The organism is Emticicia sp. 17c (assembly GCF_037153985.1).
Classification (GTDB): Bacteria; Bacteroidota; Bacteroidia; order Cytophagales; family Spirosomataceae; genus Emticicia.
The window spans coordinates 136,146-152,544 of record NZ_JBBAYI010000008.1 but is presented as its reverse complement, the minus strand read 5'-3'; the positions used below and the strand labels follow the sequence as shown (position 1 = coordinate 152,544).

General features: G+C 42.6%; 12 protein-coding genes and 1 CRISPR repeat array. Of the genes, 5 read left to right on the top strand and 7 right to left on the bottom strand.

Annotated features, from left to right (window positions below; translation table 11 throughout):
* Positions 1-169: 169 nt before the first annotated feature.
* Positions 170-4,606, top strand: a complete 4,437-nt coding sequence (locus WAA15_RS16225; protein ID WP_337043854.1) for a tape measure protein — start codon at positions 170-172, stop codon at positions 4,604-4,606.
* A gap of 25 nt (positions 4,607-4,631) precedes the next feature.
* On the opposite strand, the gene WAA15_RS16220 is transcribed toward WAA15_RS16225, so the two are convergent.
* From WAA15_RS16220 to WAA15_RS16190, 7 genes are all read right to left on the bottom strand, one after another.
* A complete protein-coding gene (locus WAA15_RS16220) occupies positions 4,632-5,186 on the bottom strand; it encodes a DUF4256 domain-containing protein (RefSeq protein ID WP_337043853.1) in 555 nt (184 codons plus the stop codon).
* A gap of 33 nt (positions 5,187-5,219) precedes the next feature.
* The gene (locus tag WAA15_RS16215; RefSeq protein ID WP_337043852.1) at positions 5,220-5,885 is read right to left on the bottom strand and encodes a DNA alkylation repair protein; all 666 of its coding nucleotides are present in this window, start codon (positions 5,883-5,885) and stop codon (positions 5,220-5,222) included.
* 175 nt (positions 5,886-6,060) lie between these two features.
* Complete coding sequence (locus WAA15_RS16210; RefSeq protein WP_337043851.1) at positions 6,061-6,438, bottom strand: DoxX family protein; 378 nt, start codon at positions 6,436-6,438, stop codon at positions 6,061-6,063.
* A gap of 75 nt (positions 6,439-6,513) precedes the next feature.
* Positions 6,514-7,107: a YdeI/OmpD-associated family protein gene (locus WAA15_RS16205; RefSeq protein ID WP_337043850.1), complete on the bottom strand. Its 594-nt coding sequence runs from the start codon at positions 7,105-7,107 to the stop codon at positions 6,514-6,516.
* A 5-nt stretch (positions 7,108-7,112) separates the two neighbouring features.
* Positions 7,113-7,586: an SRPBCC domain-containing protein gene (locus tag WAA15_RS16200; RefSeq protein WP_337043849.1), complete on the bottom strand. Its 474-nt coding sequence runs from the start codon at positions 7,584-7,586 to the stop codon at positions 7,113-7,115.
* Between the two features lies 1 nt (position 7,587).
* Positions 7,588-7,908 carry an ArsR/SmtB family transcription factor gene (locus WAA15_RS16195; RefSeq protein WP_337043848.1) on the bottom strand — a complete coding sequence of 107 codons (321 nt, stop codon included), beginning with the start codon at positions 7,906-7,908 and terminating at the stop codon, positions 7,588-7,590.
* Between the two features lie 101 nt (positions 7,909-8,009).
* Positions 8,010-11,735, bottom strand: coding sequence for a leucine-rich repeat domain-containing protein (locus tag WAA15_RS16190; protein ID WP_337043847.1), 3,726 nt, complete (start codon positions 11,733-11,735; stop codon positions 8,010-8,012).
* Between the two features lie 223 nt (positions 11,736-11,958).
* Between WAA15_RS16190 and WAA15_RS16185 the strand changes: the two genes are divergently transcribed.
* From WAA15_RS16185 to WAA15_RS16170, 4 genes are all read left to right on the top strand, one after another.
* Positions 11,959-12,927 (top strand): alpha/beta hydrolase, encoded by a 969-nt coding sequence (locus WAA15_RS16185; protein WP_337043846.1) that lies wholly within the window; start codon positions 11,959-11,961, stop codon positions 12,925-12,927.
* Between the two features lie 150 nt (positions 12,928-13,077).
* A complete protein-coding gene (locus tag WAA15_RS16180; RefSeq protein WP_337043845.1) occupies positions 13,078-13,479 on the top strand; it encodes a hypothetical protein in 402 nt (133 codons plus the stop codon).
* Between the two features lie 5 nt (positions 13,480-13,484).
* Positions 13,485-13,661, top strand: coding sequence for a hypothetical protein (locus WAA15_RS16175; protein WP_337043844.1), 177 nt, complete (start codon positions 13,485-13,487; stop codon positions 13,659-13,661).
* A 43-nt stretch (positions 13,662-13,704) separates the two neighbouring features.
* On the top strand, positions 13,705-14,664 hold the full coding sequence (locus tag WAA15_RS16170) for a polysaccharide deacetylase family protein (RefSeq protein ID WP_337043843.1): 960 nt from the start codon (positions 13,705-13,707) through the stop codon (positions 14,662-14,664).
* A 201-nt stretch (positions 14,665-14,865) separates the two neighbouring features.
* A CRISPR array of direct repeats spans positions 14,866-16,186; the repeat unit is 37 nt; unit sequence GTCTCAATTCTATCTACTCTGAATGGGGGTTTCTGAC.
* Positions 16,187-16,399 lie beyond the last annotated feature (213 nt).

The window sequence follows — 16,399 nt, the reverse complement described above, 5'->3', positions numbered from 1 at the left end:
TAATGGCTGGAAACGTGTACGCATCTGCATTTTATTATTCAAAAAAAACTGTGTAGCTCGTGGCAGAAAAGCGGTTGTTGGGCAAAATATTTAATTTTCATTTATACTTATATTGTAAGTATAAAATTATTATATTTGCTCCAACAAACTCACACACACACACAATAATATGCCAACAACACTGAATCCGCAAAACATCATCAATATTATCAATAACGATAATTTTGCGAAGGCCATCGAGAACATGATTAGTAAAATCAAAGGACTTGAGGCCGAGGCCGTTGCCGCCAATAACAACATTGCAGACTCTATTCTGAACGTGGGCAATTTGGCCGATGCCTACTCGCTCATTGAGCCGCTGAGCAATTTAGCCGCCCATGTGATTGAAGTCAGAAACGAGTTCGACAATCTGGAACTATCGTTCAGTAAAATGCTCAAAACCAAAGCCGAGGTCGACACCCTCATGCAGGAGGTCGTAAACCTTTCGGCTACTTCGCCGTTTTCGGTGCAGGCTATTGGCGAAAGTACCAAATCGCTGCTCGACTTGGGCAACGGGGTCGGCGGCGTTATTGAAGCCATGAAAATACTAGGCGATGTGTCGGCAGGGGCATCGGTTTCTATCAACGAATTATCGGGTATTTATGCCAAACTCAGCAATCAGGCATTTGTTACGGGCAGCGACCTCGACACCCTGGCAAGCAAGAATATCCCGATTTATCAGGAGTTGGCCAACGTATTAAACCTAAGCGTGGCCGAAGTAGAAAGGCTTGCAGCCACGGGCAAAATCGGTGCCGACGAAATCCAGATGGCGTTTCAGCGTATGGCTGGCGAGGGTGGTATCTTCAACGGCGAAATGGCCAAGCAATCCGAAACCCTCAACGGGCTACTGGCGCAATTGGCCAACGCGTTTACGAATATGTTCAACGAAATCGGGCAAAGCCAGAGCGGCATCATGACCTCGACTGTTAAAGGGCTTACCTTCATTGTAGAACACTATGAAACCATTGGCAAAATCCTGAAAGCTATTATTTACACGTATGGGCTTTATAAAGCTACACTTTTGCTGGTGGCAGTTGCAGAAGAGGTTGTTACATTAGCTACTAATAAACTCAACTTTGCGCTGTCTAAAAACCCTGTTGGTTTTGTAGCAACGGCTCTTGCATCTTTAGTAGCTGTTTTGTGGGCATTTTCAGACTCTACCGATGAAGCTACCAAGAAACAAGAAGAATTTAACAAAGTTCAGGAAGAAAACGCCAGAAAAAAAGAGGAACTTCTTCAAAAAACAACCCAGTTAACCAATGTTATCAGAGATGAAACCGCCAGCCGAGTTGACCAACTCAATGCCTTTGAAGAACTAAAGAAACTGTACCCGGAAGTGTACGGGCAAATGGATATTGAAACGTATAAGAAAAAAAGTGCGATTCAGACCCAGAAAGAACTCAACAAAGCACTTGAAGACATGAAGTTGGCCGAAATTGAGCAAGATTACAAAAAGACGCAGGAGTCTGTGGTAGAACTGACAAAAAAACTCGAAGACCTCAAAGAATCAAAAAAGCTGACGGGGAATCAAGGCAATGGGCTGCAAGAAGGTATTGATAATACCGAAAACGCACTGGAGACAGCCACAATAAGAGCAGCACTACTGAAAGAAGAACTTGAAAAACAAAAAAAACTACATTTTGAAAACAACACCTCCCTTGAAGACCAGCTAAAGTATTATACCGAGATTAAAAATAAACTGGAAAACTCCAAAAAAGAAATTGAAGGCACACTTCACCCCTTCGTGATGGTCAGGAAAGAAGCAGACCTTACGCAGTCGCTCGTTACGCAAATGCGGCTTTATGGCTTTATAAACGATTTGAATGATGTCAACAAAAAAATCAATAATATAAAATGGCTTCTAACCGATAAAAATACCACCTTCACCGAAAGCCTCAGCAATGCCATTAATACCAAAGATGTAGGCGGGTTAATTAACCTTCGGAAATCGGCCGTTACCGAAAACCAGACAAACAGCCTCGTGCAGGCGGTCAGACAACTGAAAGCCGACCTCGACAAGTCGTCTCCGGCTTATAAAGACCTCGAAAAACTCTATAACCAGCTTACTGGCCGCAAAAGCACAGGGTCTTCGGGCAATACGCCTGCCCCTTTCGGCACATTGGCCTACTGGAAGAATATCTCGCAGGAAGCCCAGAAAATGCTCGAAAAGATTAACCCCTTTGCCAAAGGTAGCGAGGCGAAAATCAAGCAATTACAGCAACAGAAAATCAATGCCGACCAAAAAGCCGAAGAAGCAAGCAAGGCAATAGCCATTAAATCGTTCGACGACCGCCTCAACGAACAGAAAAAGCTCTATGCCCAGTATCAGCAATGGGTCAATACCTACGGCACGGCATCGGCCAAAGCCGAGTTCTCTAATCTGGAAGAAACGGGTTATTCGTACAGCCAGTATTTGCAAACCGAAATCCAGAAACTCGAAGCCAAGCTCAATTCGGGCGAGGGTGACACCAAAGACCGCGACAACCTCCTTAAACTCAAAGAGGAATCGACCCGCGTTTTTGAGGCAGAACTCACCGAAAAGAAAAAGAAATACGAGCAATATAACCGTTGGGTGCGCACCTACGGCAAAAAAACGGCCGACGAGCAGTTTAGCGACCTTCAGGCCGCAGGCAGCAGTTTTGAGCAGTACCTCCAGAACCAGATACAGCAGCTAAGCAGCCGCCAGAGCGAAGGGTTAGCCAGTAGTCAGGACCTCGACCGCCTTGTACTCTACAAGGATGCCCTCGAGAACACCACCCACAGCTTTGAGCAATACAAAAATCAGCTAATAGCTGCCGGCGAAAAAACAGGCTCGCTGACCGAATACCTGCGTTTGCTCGGCGAAGAACAGGCCAAAATAAAAGACCCACAAGCCGACCCCGACAAGAGTGTTTTTCTGAATCAGCAAATAGAAGCCACCGAAGCCAAACGCAAGGAGTTACTAAAAGTTTTTCTGACCGAAAACGCCCTGAACGAAGAAAAAAGGCTACAAATACAACAGAAATACACCGATTTGCGCGCTCAACTCGACAAAGAATATGTCGACAAAAAATCAGAAACCTACAAAAAGGCACTGGCACTAATCAATGACGACGAAAAACAGGCGTTAGAGAATAATGATATTGTAGCAGTTCAAAAAAATTCAGCCGCGTATAAGGAACTAACAAAAATAATAGATACAGAAAGCAGAAAACAACTCGTTTTAAAACGTAATACTCTGCAAGCGTATCTGAATGAACTCAAAGAAAAAAACCTCGAAGAGACCGAGGAGTACCGTAAAAAAGAAAAAGAAAAACAACAAGTTGACAAAGAAATAGTAAATAAAGATAAGGCTTTGCTTGATGTTTTTGAAAAATTTGGGCAAGAATTATCTGGCTTGGAAGGCTTTGCAGGAAACTTCGGAAAACTTTTGATGGATGCTTCAAAAGCCGCTAATACCTTATTTACAAGTATACAAGAAGGGGCATCGAGTACAGAAAAAATAACCTCAGTCACTAATTTCTTTTTTTACATATTAGGCCAAATGGTTAATCAACAAAAAGAACAAGAAAGAATTGAAAAAAACAACCTGAAAGTTCTTAAAGATTACAATGAGGCTTTGTTTCAGCAAATAAAGCTGCGAAATACCATTAACTCAAATGGTTTTACTAAAAATTATCAAGGCATAATATCGGATAGTAATAATGCTTTGGCAATGGCTAATTCAAATTATGAAAAATCAATTGATGCCATTCAGCATTCAAAAGGATGGAAAAAGGTAAACTCAGGTTTTCTTTCAGTAACAATCAGGTTAAAAAGTTTGTTGAATCAATATCCAGAACTAATTAATGCGTCAAAAGAGCTTAACACGGAGTTAGCGGAGTATCTGCTAAAAACAGAAGGAAGAATTTCAGAAAATGAACGAATGCTTTTAGAAGATGCTCTTGATGCACAAAAGCAAATAGAATCAGCCAAGAAGCAGCTTGACGACATTATAAATGATTTAGTTGGCCAAATTGGTGACAACTTGCGTAATGCTCTCGTTAATGCCTTTGAGAACGGAACCAGCGCAGCAAAAGCCTTCGGAGATACTGTGAGTAATGTGCTTGAAAGTATTATTTCGCAAACTTTGTTCTCAGCAGTATTTGGGCAAGCATTTGATACACTCAGAAAAGAAATGCAACAGTCCTTATCTGCCGATGGTGACAGGATACTAACTGACGATATTGAACGTTTTTTCAAAGATTATCCACAACTTATTGAGCAATTTAATAGTGGCCTTTTAGAAGCGCAAAAACAGGCCGAACAACAAGGCTTCGATATATTCAAAAGCTCGTCGTCTGATTCCAACTCACTGTCGGGGTCAATCAAGGGTATTACCGAAGAAACCGCCGGCGTGCTTGAAGGGCAAATCAATGCCATGCGTATAACGCAGGCCGTGCAGCTGGATGTAAGCCGGAATCAGCTTCTGGCCCTCACCGAAATTGCTACTAATTCAAGATTTCTGAAACATCTCGAACGCCTCGAAAACATCGAGAAAAAACTTGTTTCATCCAACACCGAACTAAGAGCAAACGGAGGCATCTAAACGGCCCTTCGCTATCCATAGCGGTTCAGACGTGCAGCAGGCCACGAAACCCCCTCACGCCATAGTAAGCGTCTGCGCCGTTATGGTACACAAATACCTGATTGTATCGGCGGTCGCCGAATAAGGCCCCGCCCAATTTCCTGATTTCGGGGGGTGTTTGTATCCAGCTTGATGTTTTGGTGTCAAAATTACCCAGTTGCTGCAAGGCGCGGTACTCGGCCTCTGTCAGCAGCCGGATACCCATGCTTTCGGCCATATTCATGGCACTGTTGGCGGGTTTGTGTGCTTTTCTGGCATGAAGTGCGGGGTGGTCGTAACACACACTTCTGCGCCCTTCGGGGCTTTCGGCCGAGCAGTCGCAAAACAGATAGGTGTCGGTAGGTGCGTCGTAGCCAATTACGTCGGGTTCACCTCCGGTGTACTCCATTTCATGCAACGACCACAGCTTTGCCTCATTGGCTTGCAGCCTTGCGGCTATGGCCTCCCACCGAAGCCCCGCATGGCGGTGCTTGTGCTGCCCGAAGCGGGTTTGCAACGTGCCGAGTATCTCCTGCTGTTGTGCAGGGCTTAATGGTATCATGTTCTTTGTTGAATGGGGTGTTTTGTATGGTTCTCACTTTTGCCGCCTCACTATCTCGTTTATCCAGATAGGTGCAAAGGGCGACGTACAACCTTTCGACACGGGGTAGTCACGGTAAATACCCAGTTTCTCGCCAATAGCAATGGCGCGTTCGCGGTATTCAGGAAAATGAATGCCAATATTAGCCAGCGTTGAGTTCATCGTCCATTGTACCTCTGGTGCAGCTTTGGGCATTTCGGTTTCGATTTCTTGCAGCAAAGCGGGCAAATCAAGCACCTGTGGATTACGCGCCACGCAGCCACTCGTGAGGCTCCAGGCAGCCCGCCGGCACATGGGGTCGGTTGAAACCAACCACGCTTGCCGCAGGGTTTCTTTATCGGCATATTCCTTGATAACGTACGAATAAAGCCAGTCGGCCGTATGCACAAACCGCTCCGACTTCACCATGCCCGTAAGCATTTCGTTGGTCAGTTTCTTGGGGTCCATAATTAAAATAGCCACCAGTCGGGCTTCAATATTGCCTGTTTCCCAGAGTTGAAGCGCCAGCGGATGATTAGCCTTGATTTTCTTGGCCAATGCCCGAATATCGCCCATTTTCACGCCAAACTGATTGTCGCCAGCCCCGTATTTACGGTTATGTGCGCGTACGCTTTCATGGCCGAGGGCCTCGAGTTGTGTCAGTACTTCTGTGTGTGTCATGCGTTGTTTTTCGCTTTAGGTTGTTGGCCGCACCAGCCATTTTCTATGCCAAGTTACAAAACAAAACTTATGGCTACAAGTATCAGCCCGCCTGTTATGCCTCTGGCTGCACTGGCTTTATTACCCAAACCATAGGCAAGGCCCTTGCCTTGCTGTGGCTGCACTGGCACGGGCATTATGCCGCAACGAGCCGCCTATCGGCCGGACGCAAGTACCACGACACCCCCGTTAGCACCAGCAGCAGCACAGGCCCGAAAAGCTCAATGAGGGCATCGCCCACGGCAAGGTGCGAAACCACCGCGCCCGACATCGCAAAAAAGAAACCCGCATAGGCCCACTCTTTCACCAACCGAAACTTCGGCAACAACACCGCCACCACGCCAAGCAGTTTCCAGACTCCAATCAGGGGCAGAAAATAAAGCGGATACCCAAGATGCGCCATCATGTCGGTTTCTTCTTTCATGCGTATCAATTGCACTACCCCGCTCGACACCATGCCCAGCGAAAGCCACCCCGTGGCTATCCAGTAAATAATTTTGTTTCTTTTGCTCATGTTTTTATCGATTTATAACTGTTGCTTATACGCACTCATACCACCCCGAACGCCTTGCCGCGCAAGAGGGGCGGGTTAGTCGGTTAGCCCTTTGCCATTGAGTATCTGCGGCATACACTTCTCGACCCTTGCCTGACGCGTACTGGCCTGTTTGGCCTCCGAAAAATGCAGCAGATAGCCCCGTTGCCTGCCCGGCGTGAGGGCCTCAAAAGCGGCTTTCAGGGCGGGGTTCTGGTCGAGCTTCTGCCGAAACTCTTCGGGCATCCCGAACTCTCTGGTTTCTTTGAGTGCCACTTTCAGCCCCGCTTTTTCAACCTCAATGGCCTCGTAGATGTAGGCTTTCAGCGCAGCTTTTTTTGCTTCAATATCAGGCAAACCCGTAAACCTTACCTGCCGCGCCGCCTGCACGTTGGCAGTTTGCTGAACAAGCATAAGGCCAGCATCCTGCAACAAAGCCCCCTTAAAAAACATCAAAGCGCAGTAGTCTTTAAAGCCGTGTATCAGCACAATGTTATGTTGCTGAAAAGTATAGCAAGGGCAGCCCCATTTGAGTTCTTCGGTCAGGCCGCAGTCGAGCGCAATATTTCTCAAGGCCGCATACGCCTGCTGCCACTGGCTGGTTTTCTCAAAAAAGAAATCAACCTTCGGGTTTGTTATACGTGTATCCATAATAGTTAGTAGTATTTTGGCTGGCTCAGCACCTGCTGCAAGCGGTTATGTGCCATATTGATACCCTGCGCAAAGGGCAGTTGTAGTTGCATATTACGTAGCTCGACCGACTTGTAAATAATCTGCATGGTAAGTTTGCTGGTGTGGTCGGTTAGTTTTTCAAAATCCAGGAACTCCAGTTGAGCCTCAAACGGCGTGTTTTCCATCTGAAACGTGCGCACAATGCGGCGGTCAGGCACGAAATCATGAATAACCCCGCTAGCCTGAAACACCACATTGCCGTGGGGGTCGGTGGTCTGAAACTGCCAGCCACCATATTTCTGATTGTCGAGTTTCAGCACGCGGGTGCCCATCCATTGCGCCACAATGTCGGGTTCGGTATAAGCCCTGAAAAGCAAGTGCAGGGGTAGGTCGAAGGCACGGGTGACGACAATCTCCTGTTTGCCCTCGGCGGCGTGTATTTCGGTTTTGCGCTCCATGTTATTGGTTTTTATATTGTTGCATAATGGCCTCCAGTTTATTAAAGCGGTCGTCCCACAAGAGGCGGAAAGGCTCAATAAAATCGGCAACTTCTTTCATTTTGTTAGCATTGATGTGGTAATACATTTCGCGGCCGTTCTGGTGCTGTTTCAGCAGTTCGCATTCGGTCAGAATCTGCAAGTGTTTTGAAACCGTAGGGCGTGCGGTATCGAAATTAGCCGCAATGGCTCCGGCGGTCATGGCCTGCGAGGTAAGCAGCAGCAGAATGGCGCGTCGGGTGGGGTCGGCTATTGCCTGAAAAACATCTCGTCGTAAGTTCATTATGTAGTCATTTGACTACAAATATATATGTAGCCATTTGGCTACGCAAATTTTTAAGGGGATTTTTTTTTGGGAGGGGGTAGTGCGGGAGAATAAGGGTATTAACTATCTTTTTTTATCAATTCTCTGATTTTATTAATAACGTTCAACCACATAGCATCTCTTTCAATTTCTGTAAAAGCCCTGAGTTCCGACTTACCATTCTGGTTAATATAATTATCATTCAACCCAATAACTTTACCTTTGTTATGGGCATTAATTTGCCCAAGTTTCGGAGGGTTGGTAGCTGTGTCATCATAATCTTTTATTGGCGTATTTGTCCAATCACAAGGCTTTATAATTATAGGTATTATCTTTTTGCCTTCTTTAAATGCTCTTGGCATTTCTACCTCATAGATATAAGGTACATTTAAAAAACTTCTACTTACCAAGCATATAAAATAATCACACTCATCAATTTTTTGCTTCAAGACCTCATCCCACTTGTCTGCTAATTCTAGTTGTCGGTCGTCAAAAACTTCTACAAGATTTTCTCTTTTTAGCGTTATCATGTGTTCTTGTAGCTCGTTTTTATAATCTTCGTCAAACTTAGAATAGGAGATAAATATTTTTTTCATAGAACTAAATCGTTTATTCGTAAATACTTGAAAAGGCTTTACAGGTATACTTTTATTTATTATATCTGAGCCATCCAGATAATAGCTCATAATTATTCGTTCGGATATATTTTGTTCTGATAAATCAATAAATTTTACCCAATGTTTTGTATCCATAGAAATATATAAATCATCAGGAATATACCTTTTGTTTTCAAAAAGTTCTTTATATAAATCCTGTTCTTTCTTAGAATCTTCTATGCCCCTTGATTCTCGAGGGGAGAATTCATTATAATCGACTGGTTTAAAATCCCAATACATAGCAATAATTACATAAAACAAGTAGTGTGTCAACAGGTCTTTTTCTATTTTATTGATAGCAATTGAAGAAATAAATACTTTTATTTCTAACAATTCAAAATTGAGATTAATTAATATTTTATGTTTGCCACCAAGCGTAAATAGTAGTTGGTCTCGCCAAAACTTTTTGTAGTCAGGTTGTCTGCCAAAAAAACAAACCATCTGATTAATTAAACCTAGAGGTAAAAAGTTTTTAAACCTTAACGTAAAAGTAGGGTCAATTAAGCCAAAAGTAAACAAATCATATTCAGCTTGGTTATCCTTAACAAGTGGTAAAAAATTAGGGATAATATACTCCCTACCTTCATGTTCAAATATTACTTTTTGTTCTTTTAATAGCTTTAATAGTTCGTCATCTACTCCCTGAAATTCTTTTTTGGGTACTATCCCCTTGAACTTTGTAACTAACTCTTTTTTTAATACAGTGCTATGAATATGCTGAACCACACTGGCAGGATTTAGCCAAACTTTATTTTTATTTATACTTTGGTAATACAATACTAAACCTTGATTATGAAACTGTTCTAATTCTACCCTCAATGATTGTAATCTTTTTTTTCCTTTTTTATCTGCCGGAGTATACATAGGCAGTAGGTCTTGTAGTGTGGTACTCTGCTGCGCTGTTTTTGATAAAATATATTCATAAAAATTAATATACCATTGAGGTTCCTGCCGTTCTCTTTCATTCTGTATAGATTCAATAAGTTCGTCCAGACAAGACTGAAGATATTTGAGCGCTTGTTGGTTTCTGACAGGATTAAAGCTGTGTTTCAATGAAACATAAAACTGGTTGTCAACTAATTCATTAACCGGAATTTGATGGTATTCAGGCTTTTTATTTTCTTTCGCATGAGTCTGAATAACGAAAACAGGGTCTTTGTTTTCATTATTTAAATAATAATTCTTTTGGGCTAACCAATAGTTTAAGTTAAAGTTTTGTGAAGGTATTTTAGCACTATCAAGTACAATTTCATTCTTATTCGTGGCTTTGTCCCAAAGTAACAAATGTATGGAGCCAATGCTTAAAAAAACCCTGTAAATGCCATGATAATAATCTTGGCCTCCAAAATCATAAAATACTGCTTTAGGTAGCTTAGCTTTGTTAGGATAAAAAGCGATATTCAATACATGGGTACTTTTCCCTTTAAAGTTAAGGTTATTTTTTAGTAAAAAGTGTAACAGACTTGATTTACCACTGCCGTGGTTACCTAATAAAATAATTTTAACAGGAAATTTTATCGGATACCGTGGTTCTTTTTCTCTACTTAAAATATTTTTAATTATTTCCAGATGATTTTCAAATCTAGGAAGCCTAAGACTATATTTAGTTTCAAAAGGATTATCGTCAATATATAAAGTCTGTAATTGGGACAAATTTTGTAAAAAACTAATATCCTGAATTTCATTATTACGAAGGTCTAAAAACTGTATCTGAGACAGGCTTTCTAAAGAATCCTGAATTTGATTATTGCTCAGGTATAAAGTCTGTAATTGGGACAAATTTTGTAAAAAACTAATATCTTGAATTTGATTAGAGCTCAGGCTTAAAGTCTGTAATTGGGACAAATTTTGTAAAAAACTAATATCCTGAATTTCATTATCACTTAGGTTTAAAGTCTGTAATTGGCGCAGGTTTTGTAAAAAACTAATATCATGAATTTGATTATTGCTCAGGTCTAAAGTCTGTAATTGGTGCAGGTTTTGTAAAAAACTAATATCATGAATTTGATTAGAACTCAGGTCTAAAGACTGTAATTGGCGCAGGTTTGATAAAAAACTAATATCATGAATTTGATTATTGTAAAGGTTTAAAGACTGTAATTGGCGCAGGTTTGATAAAAAACTAATATCATGAATTTGATTATTGTAAAGGTTTAAAGACTGTAATTGGCGCAGGTTTGATAAAAAACTAATATCATGAATTTGATTATTGTAAAGGTCTAAATACTGTAATTGGCGCAGGTTTGATAAAAAACTAATATCATGAATTTGATTATTATAAAGGTCTAAATACTCCAATTGAGTTAGGTTTACTAAAAAACTAATATCATGAATTTGATTATTGCTCAGGTCTAAATACTGTAATTGGCGCAGGTTTGCTAAAAAACTAATATCATGAATTTGATTATTATAAAGGTCTAAATACTCCAATTGGGGCAGTTTTTGTAAAAAACTAACATCATGAATTTCATTATTTCTAAGGTCTAAAGACTGTAATTGAGGCAGGTTTTGTAAAAAACTAATATCCTGAATTCGATTATAGCTAAGGTCTAAAGTCTGTAATTGGGGCAGGTTTGATAAAAAACCAATATCCTGAATTTTATTATTAAAAAGGGCTAAAGACTGCAATTGAGTTAGGTTTGATAAAAAACTATAATCCTGAATCTGATTATCGCCCATGTGTAAAGTCTGCAATTGGGGCAGGTTTGATAAAAAACTAATATCACGAATTTGATTAGAGCTCAGGCATAGAATCTGTAATTGGGGCAGGTTTGATAAAAAACTAACATCACGAATTTCATTATCGCTCAGGTCTAAAGACTGTAATTGGGGCAGGTTTGATAAAAAACTAACATCACGAATTTGATAAACATAATGACCATGAAGGTATAAACACTGTAATTGAGGCAGGTTCTGTAAAATAGTTAACTCTGCTCCATTGAATCTATTAAAACCATTATTGTTCTTTGAATTTATCCATTCTTTTTGTTCTGGGTTATAGTATCTAGTACCTAAGTTTAACCTTTTGAGCCAAACGCAATCCAGTAATTCGTTGGGTAATTCATTTTCGAGACCACAATTCCCTAAGTCTAAAAAAGGGTCTTGGGTTCTTTTGTTTTCTTCAATTAATTGTAAAGCTAATTCCGTCATAGCAAAAGGTTAAAAAAAATCAGTTTTCCAAAAATAGAAATTTAATCCCGTATATGTAAGCAACTGTTTGAGTTATTTGCATCCATACAAACATCATGTTTTAAATTCGATTGCTTGAGTGGCTAAATAATACCCCCTCCCCCGCAAAAAAAACTCACTGCTACGCCCGAATTGCATTTATTTAATTTATTTTTGTACATACCCCCTAACACCAAACTATTCAATGAAAAAAATCTTCAAGAAAACCATGTACATCCTCCTGTTTCTGGTGCTTGGTATCGTGCTTATCGGGCTGATACTGGCGTTTCTGCCTACCGAATCACGTACCCACCACGTGGGCATTTCGCCCGAAAAAGCCGCCGAAATGCGGCAGGCGTTCAAAGAGCCGCATCATACTTTTACTACCTCTGACGGCGAAACGCTGTTTCTCAGACGCTGGAACCCCGACACCCTCAGCCCCGCCCGTAAGGACATCGCCGTGCTGATTTTCCACGGCATTACTGCCCATAGCGGTGCTTACGACATGGCCGGAAAAACGTTGGCCGCGGGTGGCTATACGGCTTTCGGGCTCGACTACCGCGGGCATGGCCTTTCGGGTGGGAATCGGGCCGACAGCCCCAGCAAGGAACGCTTCACGGCCGACCTCGCCGAAGCCGTGAGGGTAATCAAAGGGCTTGGGTTTCCGAAAGTGGTTGTCATGGGGCATAGCCTCGGCGTGGTGTCGGCCATTACTGTTGCCAATGCCATCCCGACCGAGCTTACGGGGCTAATTTTGCTTTCGGCTGCTTACGAACGCCGCAAAGAGGCCGAAGTGGTGGCTCCATCGTTATTCCAGAAAGCCAAAATTGTGGCCAGTTCTATACTGCGCCCGTCGCATCAGGCGGTTGAGTACTACCGCGAGGGCATGACGGTTACCCAAGACCCCCTCTTTAATTTTACCTATACGCTGCGCTTCGTGACCATGATACCCGTCAAAGACCTTAAAATCGGGCAGGATATGCACATTCCGATACTGGTAGGCATTGGCGACAAAGACGAGCTTTTTACGATTGAAAAAGCCCGCGAGATGTACGACCGGATTCCGGGCAACCAAAAAGAATTCATGATTATGAAAGAAACCTACCACGCCAAAATTCCGGTTGAAAGCTGGCAACAGTGCGTAGCGTGGCTCGATAAAACTTATGTAAAATAACACGCCTGCACATTTGCTCAGCCCTGCGGGCAGGGGTGGGCAGGTGTGCCTGTGGGTGTGCGCAGGGCTTTATACATTTCGGGCAATATCTGCAACAGGTGGGGCTGGTATAATTTTTTACTGTTTAGGTATACGTAAAAAAGATATACCATGAAAACAGCAACCAACAACCGCAAAACCTCCGACACGATTCTTTACGTGTACCTGATTTGTGCCTGCTGGGCCACCGTTTCTTATTTTGTTGCTCAGGGGCAGTACTTCGCGCTAAACCTGCAAATGGCTCTGCTGGTTTTTCTGTTTGTGTGTACCCTGCTTGTGGTGCAGAATGCCTCGGCCGATAGCTTTTATCTGCCTCCTTTAGGGCTACCGGTATCTAATAAACGTTGGAAAAAGTGCATCGACTGGTGGAGTAAACTCCCCGACGACGAACTAGCGCGTAATATTGGCCGATTAAACGCCATGAACCGCAAAAATGCCGATACGCTGCTGAGGGTTTTCGAGCATCTGGAGCTTTTCGAGAAGTGTTCTGTCATTAAGCGCACAATCGGATAAGCGAAGTGTTTTTGTGGCAGCCAGCTACGGGCCTTGTTTTATTTTTTGTCGGAAGTTGGTTAGGAACTGCCGAAAATTTATTTACTTCGGATCAAAATCATGAAAAAAGCTATATGCACCTGCACGCAGCCATGTTGGCTCTGCCGCGGCAAGGCTATTTTCCTGACCTGACTATTAACTAATCGGTTATTGCCCGCTTGTTTTACTCGCTGATTCGCTTATATCATGACAAAAATATTTGTTTTTCTGGTTTCGGTGCTTGTTTCCTTCTTGGGTGTTTTCTATCCGGTCTATACACCTACGCACGCCCCGCCAGCCATACAAGTACAGGAAAAACCCCGCGTTGCCTTTACTTTTGACGACGGCCAAACCAACGACATCGGCACTTATAAACTCGAAGACTGGAACGAACGCCTGCTCAGCCACCTGAAAAAACACCAACTCAAGGCCATTCTGTTTTCGTCGGGGGCTAATAAAACTACGCCTCGGGGCAAATACGTGCTAAGCTCGTGGAACAACGCAGGCCATCTGATTGCCAACCATACCTTTACGCACCCTAGTTTCAGCAGCAAAAATGTAACGCTCGAAGGCTTCAAAAAAGAACTTCTCCAGAACGACTCCATCATTAAAGCATACTCGAATTATACCCGTTATTTCAGGTTTCCGTACCTGAAAGAAGGCAATACACCCGAAAAAATAGACGGTTTCAGGGCCTTTATGCAACAACAAGGCTATAAAAACGGACACGTAACCATCGACGCCTCCGACTGGTATATCAATAACCGCCTCATAGCCCGACTTACCCAAAACCCTAAAGCCGATATTTCGGGTTTCAGAGAATACTACAAAAATCATTTGCTGAACCGTGCTACTTTTTACGACTCGCTGGCCTATGCGCTATCAGGCAGGCGTATCAGCCACGTAATACTGCTGCACCATAATCTGGCGGCGGCTCTCTTTCTGGACGACCTCGTTCAGCATTTTAAAGCCAATGGCTGGGAGGTAATGGCCGCCGATAAAGCGTATCAGGACAAAATCTACGACGAAGTGCCGCGCAATATTCCGGCGGGCGAGAGCCTCATCTGGGCATTAGCCAAGCAGTCGGGCAGGTTTGAAAAAATACTACGCTACCCCGCCGAAGATGGCGAATACGAAAAACCCGCCATGGATAAACTCGGCTTGTAGCTTCATTATTCTGTAAGCATATTACTTGTTTTTGCCCCCTTACTTGGCTCTACACACCCGTTTGTGCCTTGATTCTAGCTACACTGAATATTCTGATTTAGCATTACAATGGTAAATCGAATGCGGCACACATCTCAATTCAATCTACGCTGAATGGGGTTTCTGACTATACTAAAAGGTATGATTAGTCTTAGTTATGATGTCTCAATTCTATCTACTCTGAATGGGGGTTTCTGACGTAAAAGAAGGTATGCCCGTATATGAGGTGATGTCTCAATTCTATCTACTCTGAATGGGGGTTTCTGACAAAAACGATCGACTATGAGGCTTTTGGAAATCCGAATGTCTCAATTCTATCTACTCTGAATGGGGGTTTCTGACTTCGTATTTGGAGGAAGAGGAGATGGCAGACTGTCTCAATTCTATCTACGCTGAATGGGGGTTTTGACATTACGGAAGAGCTCTGCCAATTCGGTGGTGAGTGTCTCAATTCTATCTACTCTGAATGGGGGTTTCTGACAGGAGATGAAAGAGACCATAACAAAACAGTATGCGTCTCAATTCTATCTACGCTGAATGGGGGTTTCTGACTTTTTTGGGCATAATTTAACACTATTAAACAACTGTCTCAATTCTATCTACGCTGAATGGGGGTTTCTGACTACGCGAGAATCTTGATGAGTTTCTCAAATATGTGTCTCAATTCTATCTACTCTGAATGGGGGTTTCTGACACCTATTAGAAACAAAAAAACAACGAATGCTATGTGTCTCAATTCTATCTACTCTGAATGGGGGTTTCTGACAAGAAAAGGACTTCTTCAAAATGTCCAAACAAGAGTCTCAATTCTATCTACTCTGAATGGGGGTTTCGGACACCGTTTCTCATCAGCATCATTAAATGGGTAATTTACTGTCTCAATTCTATCTACTCTGAATGGGGGTTTCTGACGACACTCGAGCAAAGTCTGGCGAGATTGCATCACTGTCTCAATTCTATCTACGCTGAATGGGGGTTTCGGACTGCACAATCTATGAAAATGAGATTGAGCGTTTCGCGTCTCAATTCTATCTACGCTGAATGGGGGTTTCTGACTCTAAAAGAAAACTCAGCTAACTTTGATAATAATCTGTCTCAATTCTATCTACGCTGAATGGGGGTTTCTGACACACATCCGATAAATACGACTTCTATAGCCCTATGTCTCAATTCTATCTACTCTGAATGGGGGTTTCTGACTCTTTTTTTACTCTGGAAAAACCTTACCTTATTCGTCTCAATTCTATCTACTCTGAATGGGGGTTTCTGACGGGAAAGAAAAAATAGTTGATTCTCTGCGTTCTGAGTCTCAATTCTATCTACTCTGAATGGGGGTTTCTGACGATATTAATAAGCAAACAGCGAACAAGCTTCTGTCTCAATTCTATCTACTCTGAATGGGGGTTTCTGACTTACAACCAAGTACGGAAAAGAAAACGAGTGCATGTCTCAATTCTATCTACTCTGAATGGGGTTTTCTGACCCTGTTACTTGCATAAAACCCTGACAACAAGCCAATTAACCCTATTTTGTTTGTTAACGAAATAGGGCATTTTATGCATTTGCCCTCAAAACGTGCTTTTTGGGGGTATATACGTACCGGCGGGTTTTTCATGATGTCAAGGAACAAAGTTTGGGGGCTGTGGCTCCGCTAAACAAATATACCATTTCAGGTGCTAAATACCAACCCCTTAAC

Excerpts from the sequence above, each read along its gene's own strand:
- WAA15_RS16225 (WP_337043854.1), top strand. The coding sequence starts at position 170 with ATGCCAACAACACTGAATCCGCAAAACATCATCAATATTATCAATAAC.
- WAA15_RS16220 (WP_337043853.1), bottom strand. The coding sequence starts at position 5,186 with ATGATACCATTAAGCCCTGCACAACAGCAGGAGATACTCGGCACGTTG.
- WAA15_RS16215 (WP_337043852.1), bottom strand. The coding sequence starts at position 5,885 with ATGACACACACAGAAGTACTGACACAACTCGAGGCCCTCGGCCATGAA.
- WAA15_RS16210 (WP_337043851.1), bottom strand. The coding sequence starts at position 6,438 with ATGAGCAAAAGAAACAAAATTATTTACTGGATAGCCACGGGGTGGCTT.
- WAA15_RS16205 (WP_337043850.1), bottom strand. The coding sequence starts at position 7,107 with ATGGATACACGTATAACAAACCCGAAGGTTGATTTCTTTTTTGAGAAA.
- WAA15_RS16200 (WP_337043849.1), bottom strand. The coding sequence starts at position 7,586 with ATGGAGCGCAAAACCGAAATACACGCCGCCGAGGGCAAACAGGAGATT.
- WAA15_RS16195 (WP_337043848.1), bottom strand. The coding sequence starts at position 7,908 with ATGAACTTACGACGAGATGTTTTTCAGGCAATAGCCGACCCCACCCGA.
- WAA15_RS16190 (WP_337043847.1), bottom strand. The coding sequence starts at position 11,735 with ATGACGGAATTAGCTTTACAATTAATTGAAGAAAACAAAAGAACCCAA.
- WAA15_RS16185 (WP_337043846.1), top strand. The coding sequence starts at position 11,959 with ATGAAAAAAATCTTCAAGAAAACCATGTACATCCTCCTGTTTCTGGTG.
- WAA15_RS16180 (WP_337043845.1), top strand. The coding sequence starts at position 13,078 with ATGAAAACAGCAACCAACAACCGCAAAACCTCCGACACGATTCTTTAC.
- WAA15_RS16170 (WP_337043843.1), top strand. The coding sequence starts at position 13,705 with ATGACAAAAATATTTGTTTTTCTGGTTTCGGTGCTTGTTTCCTTCTTG.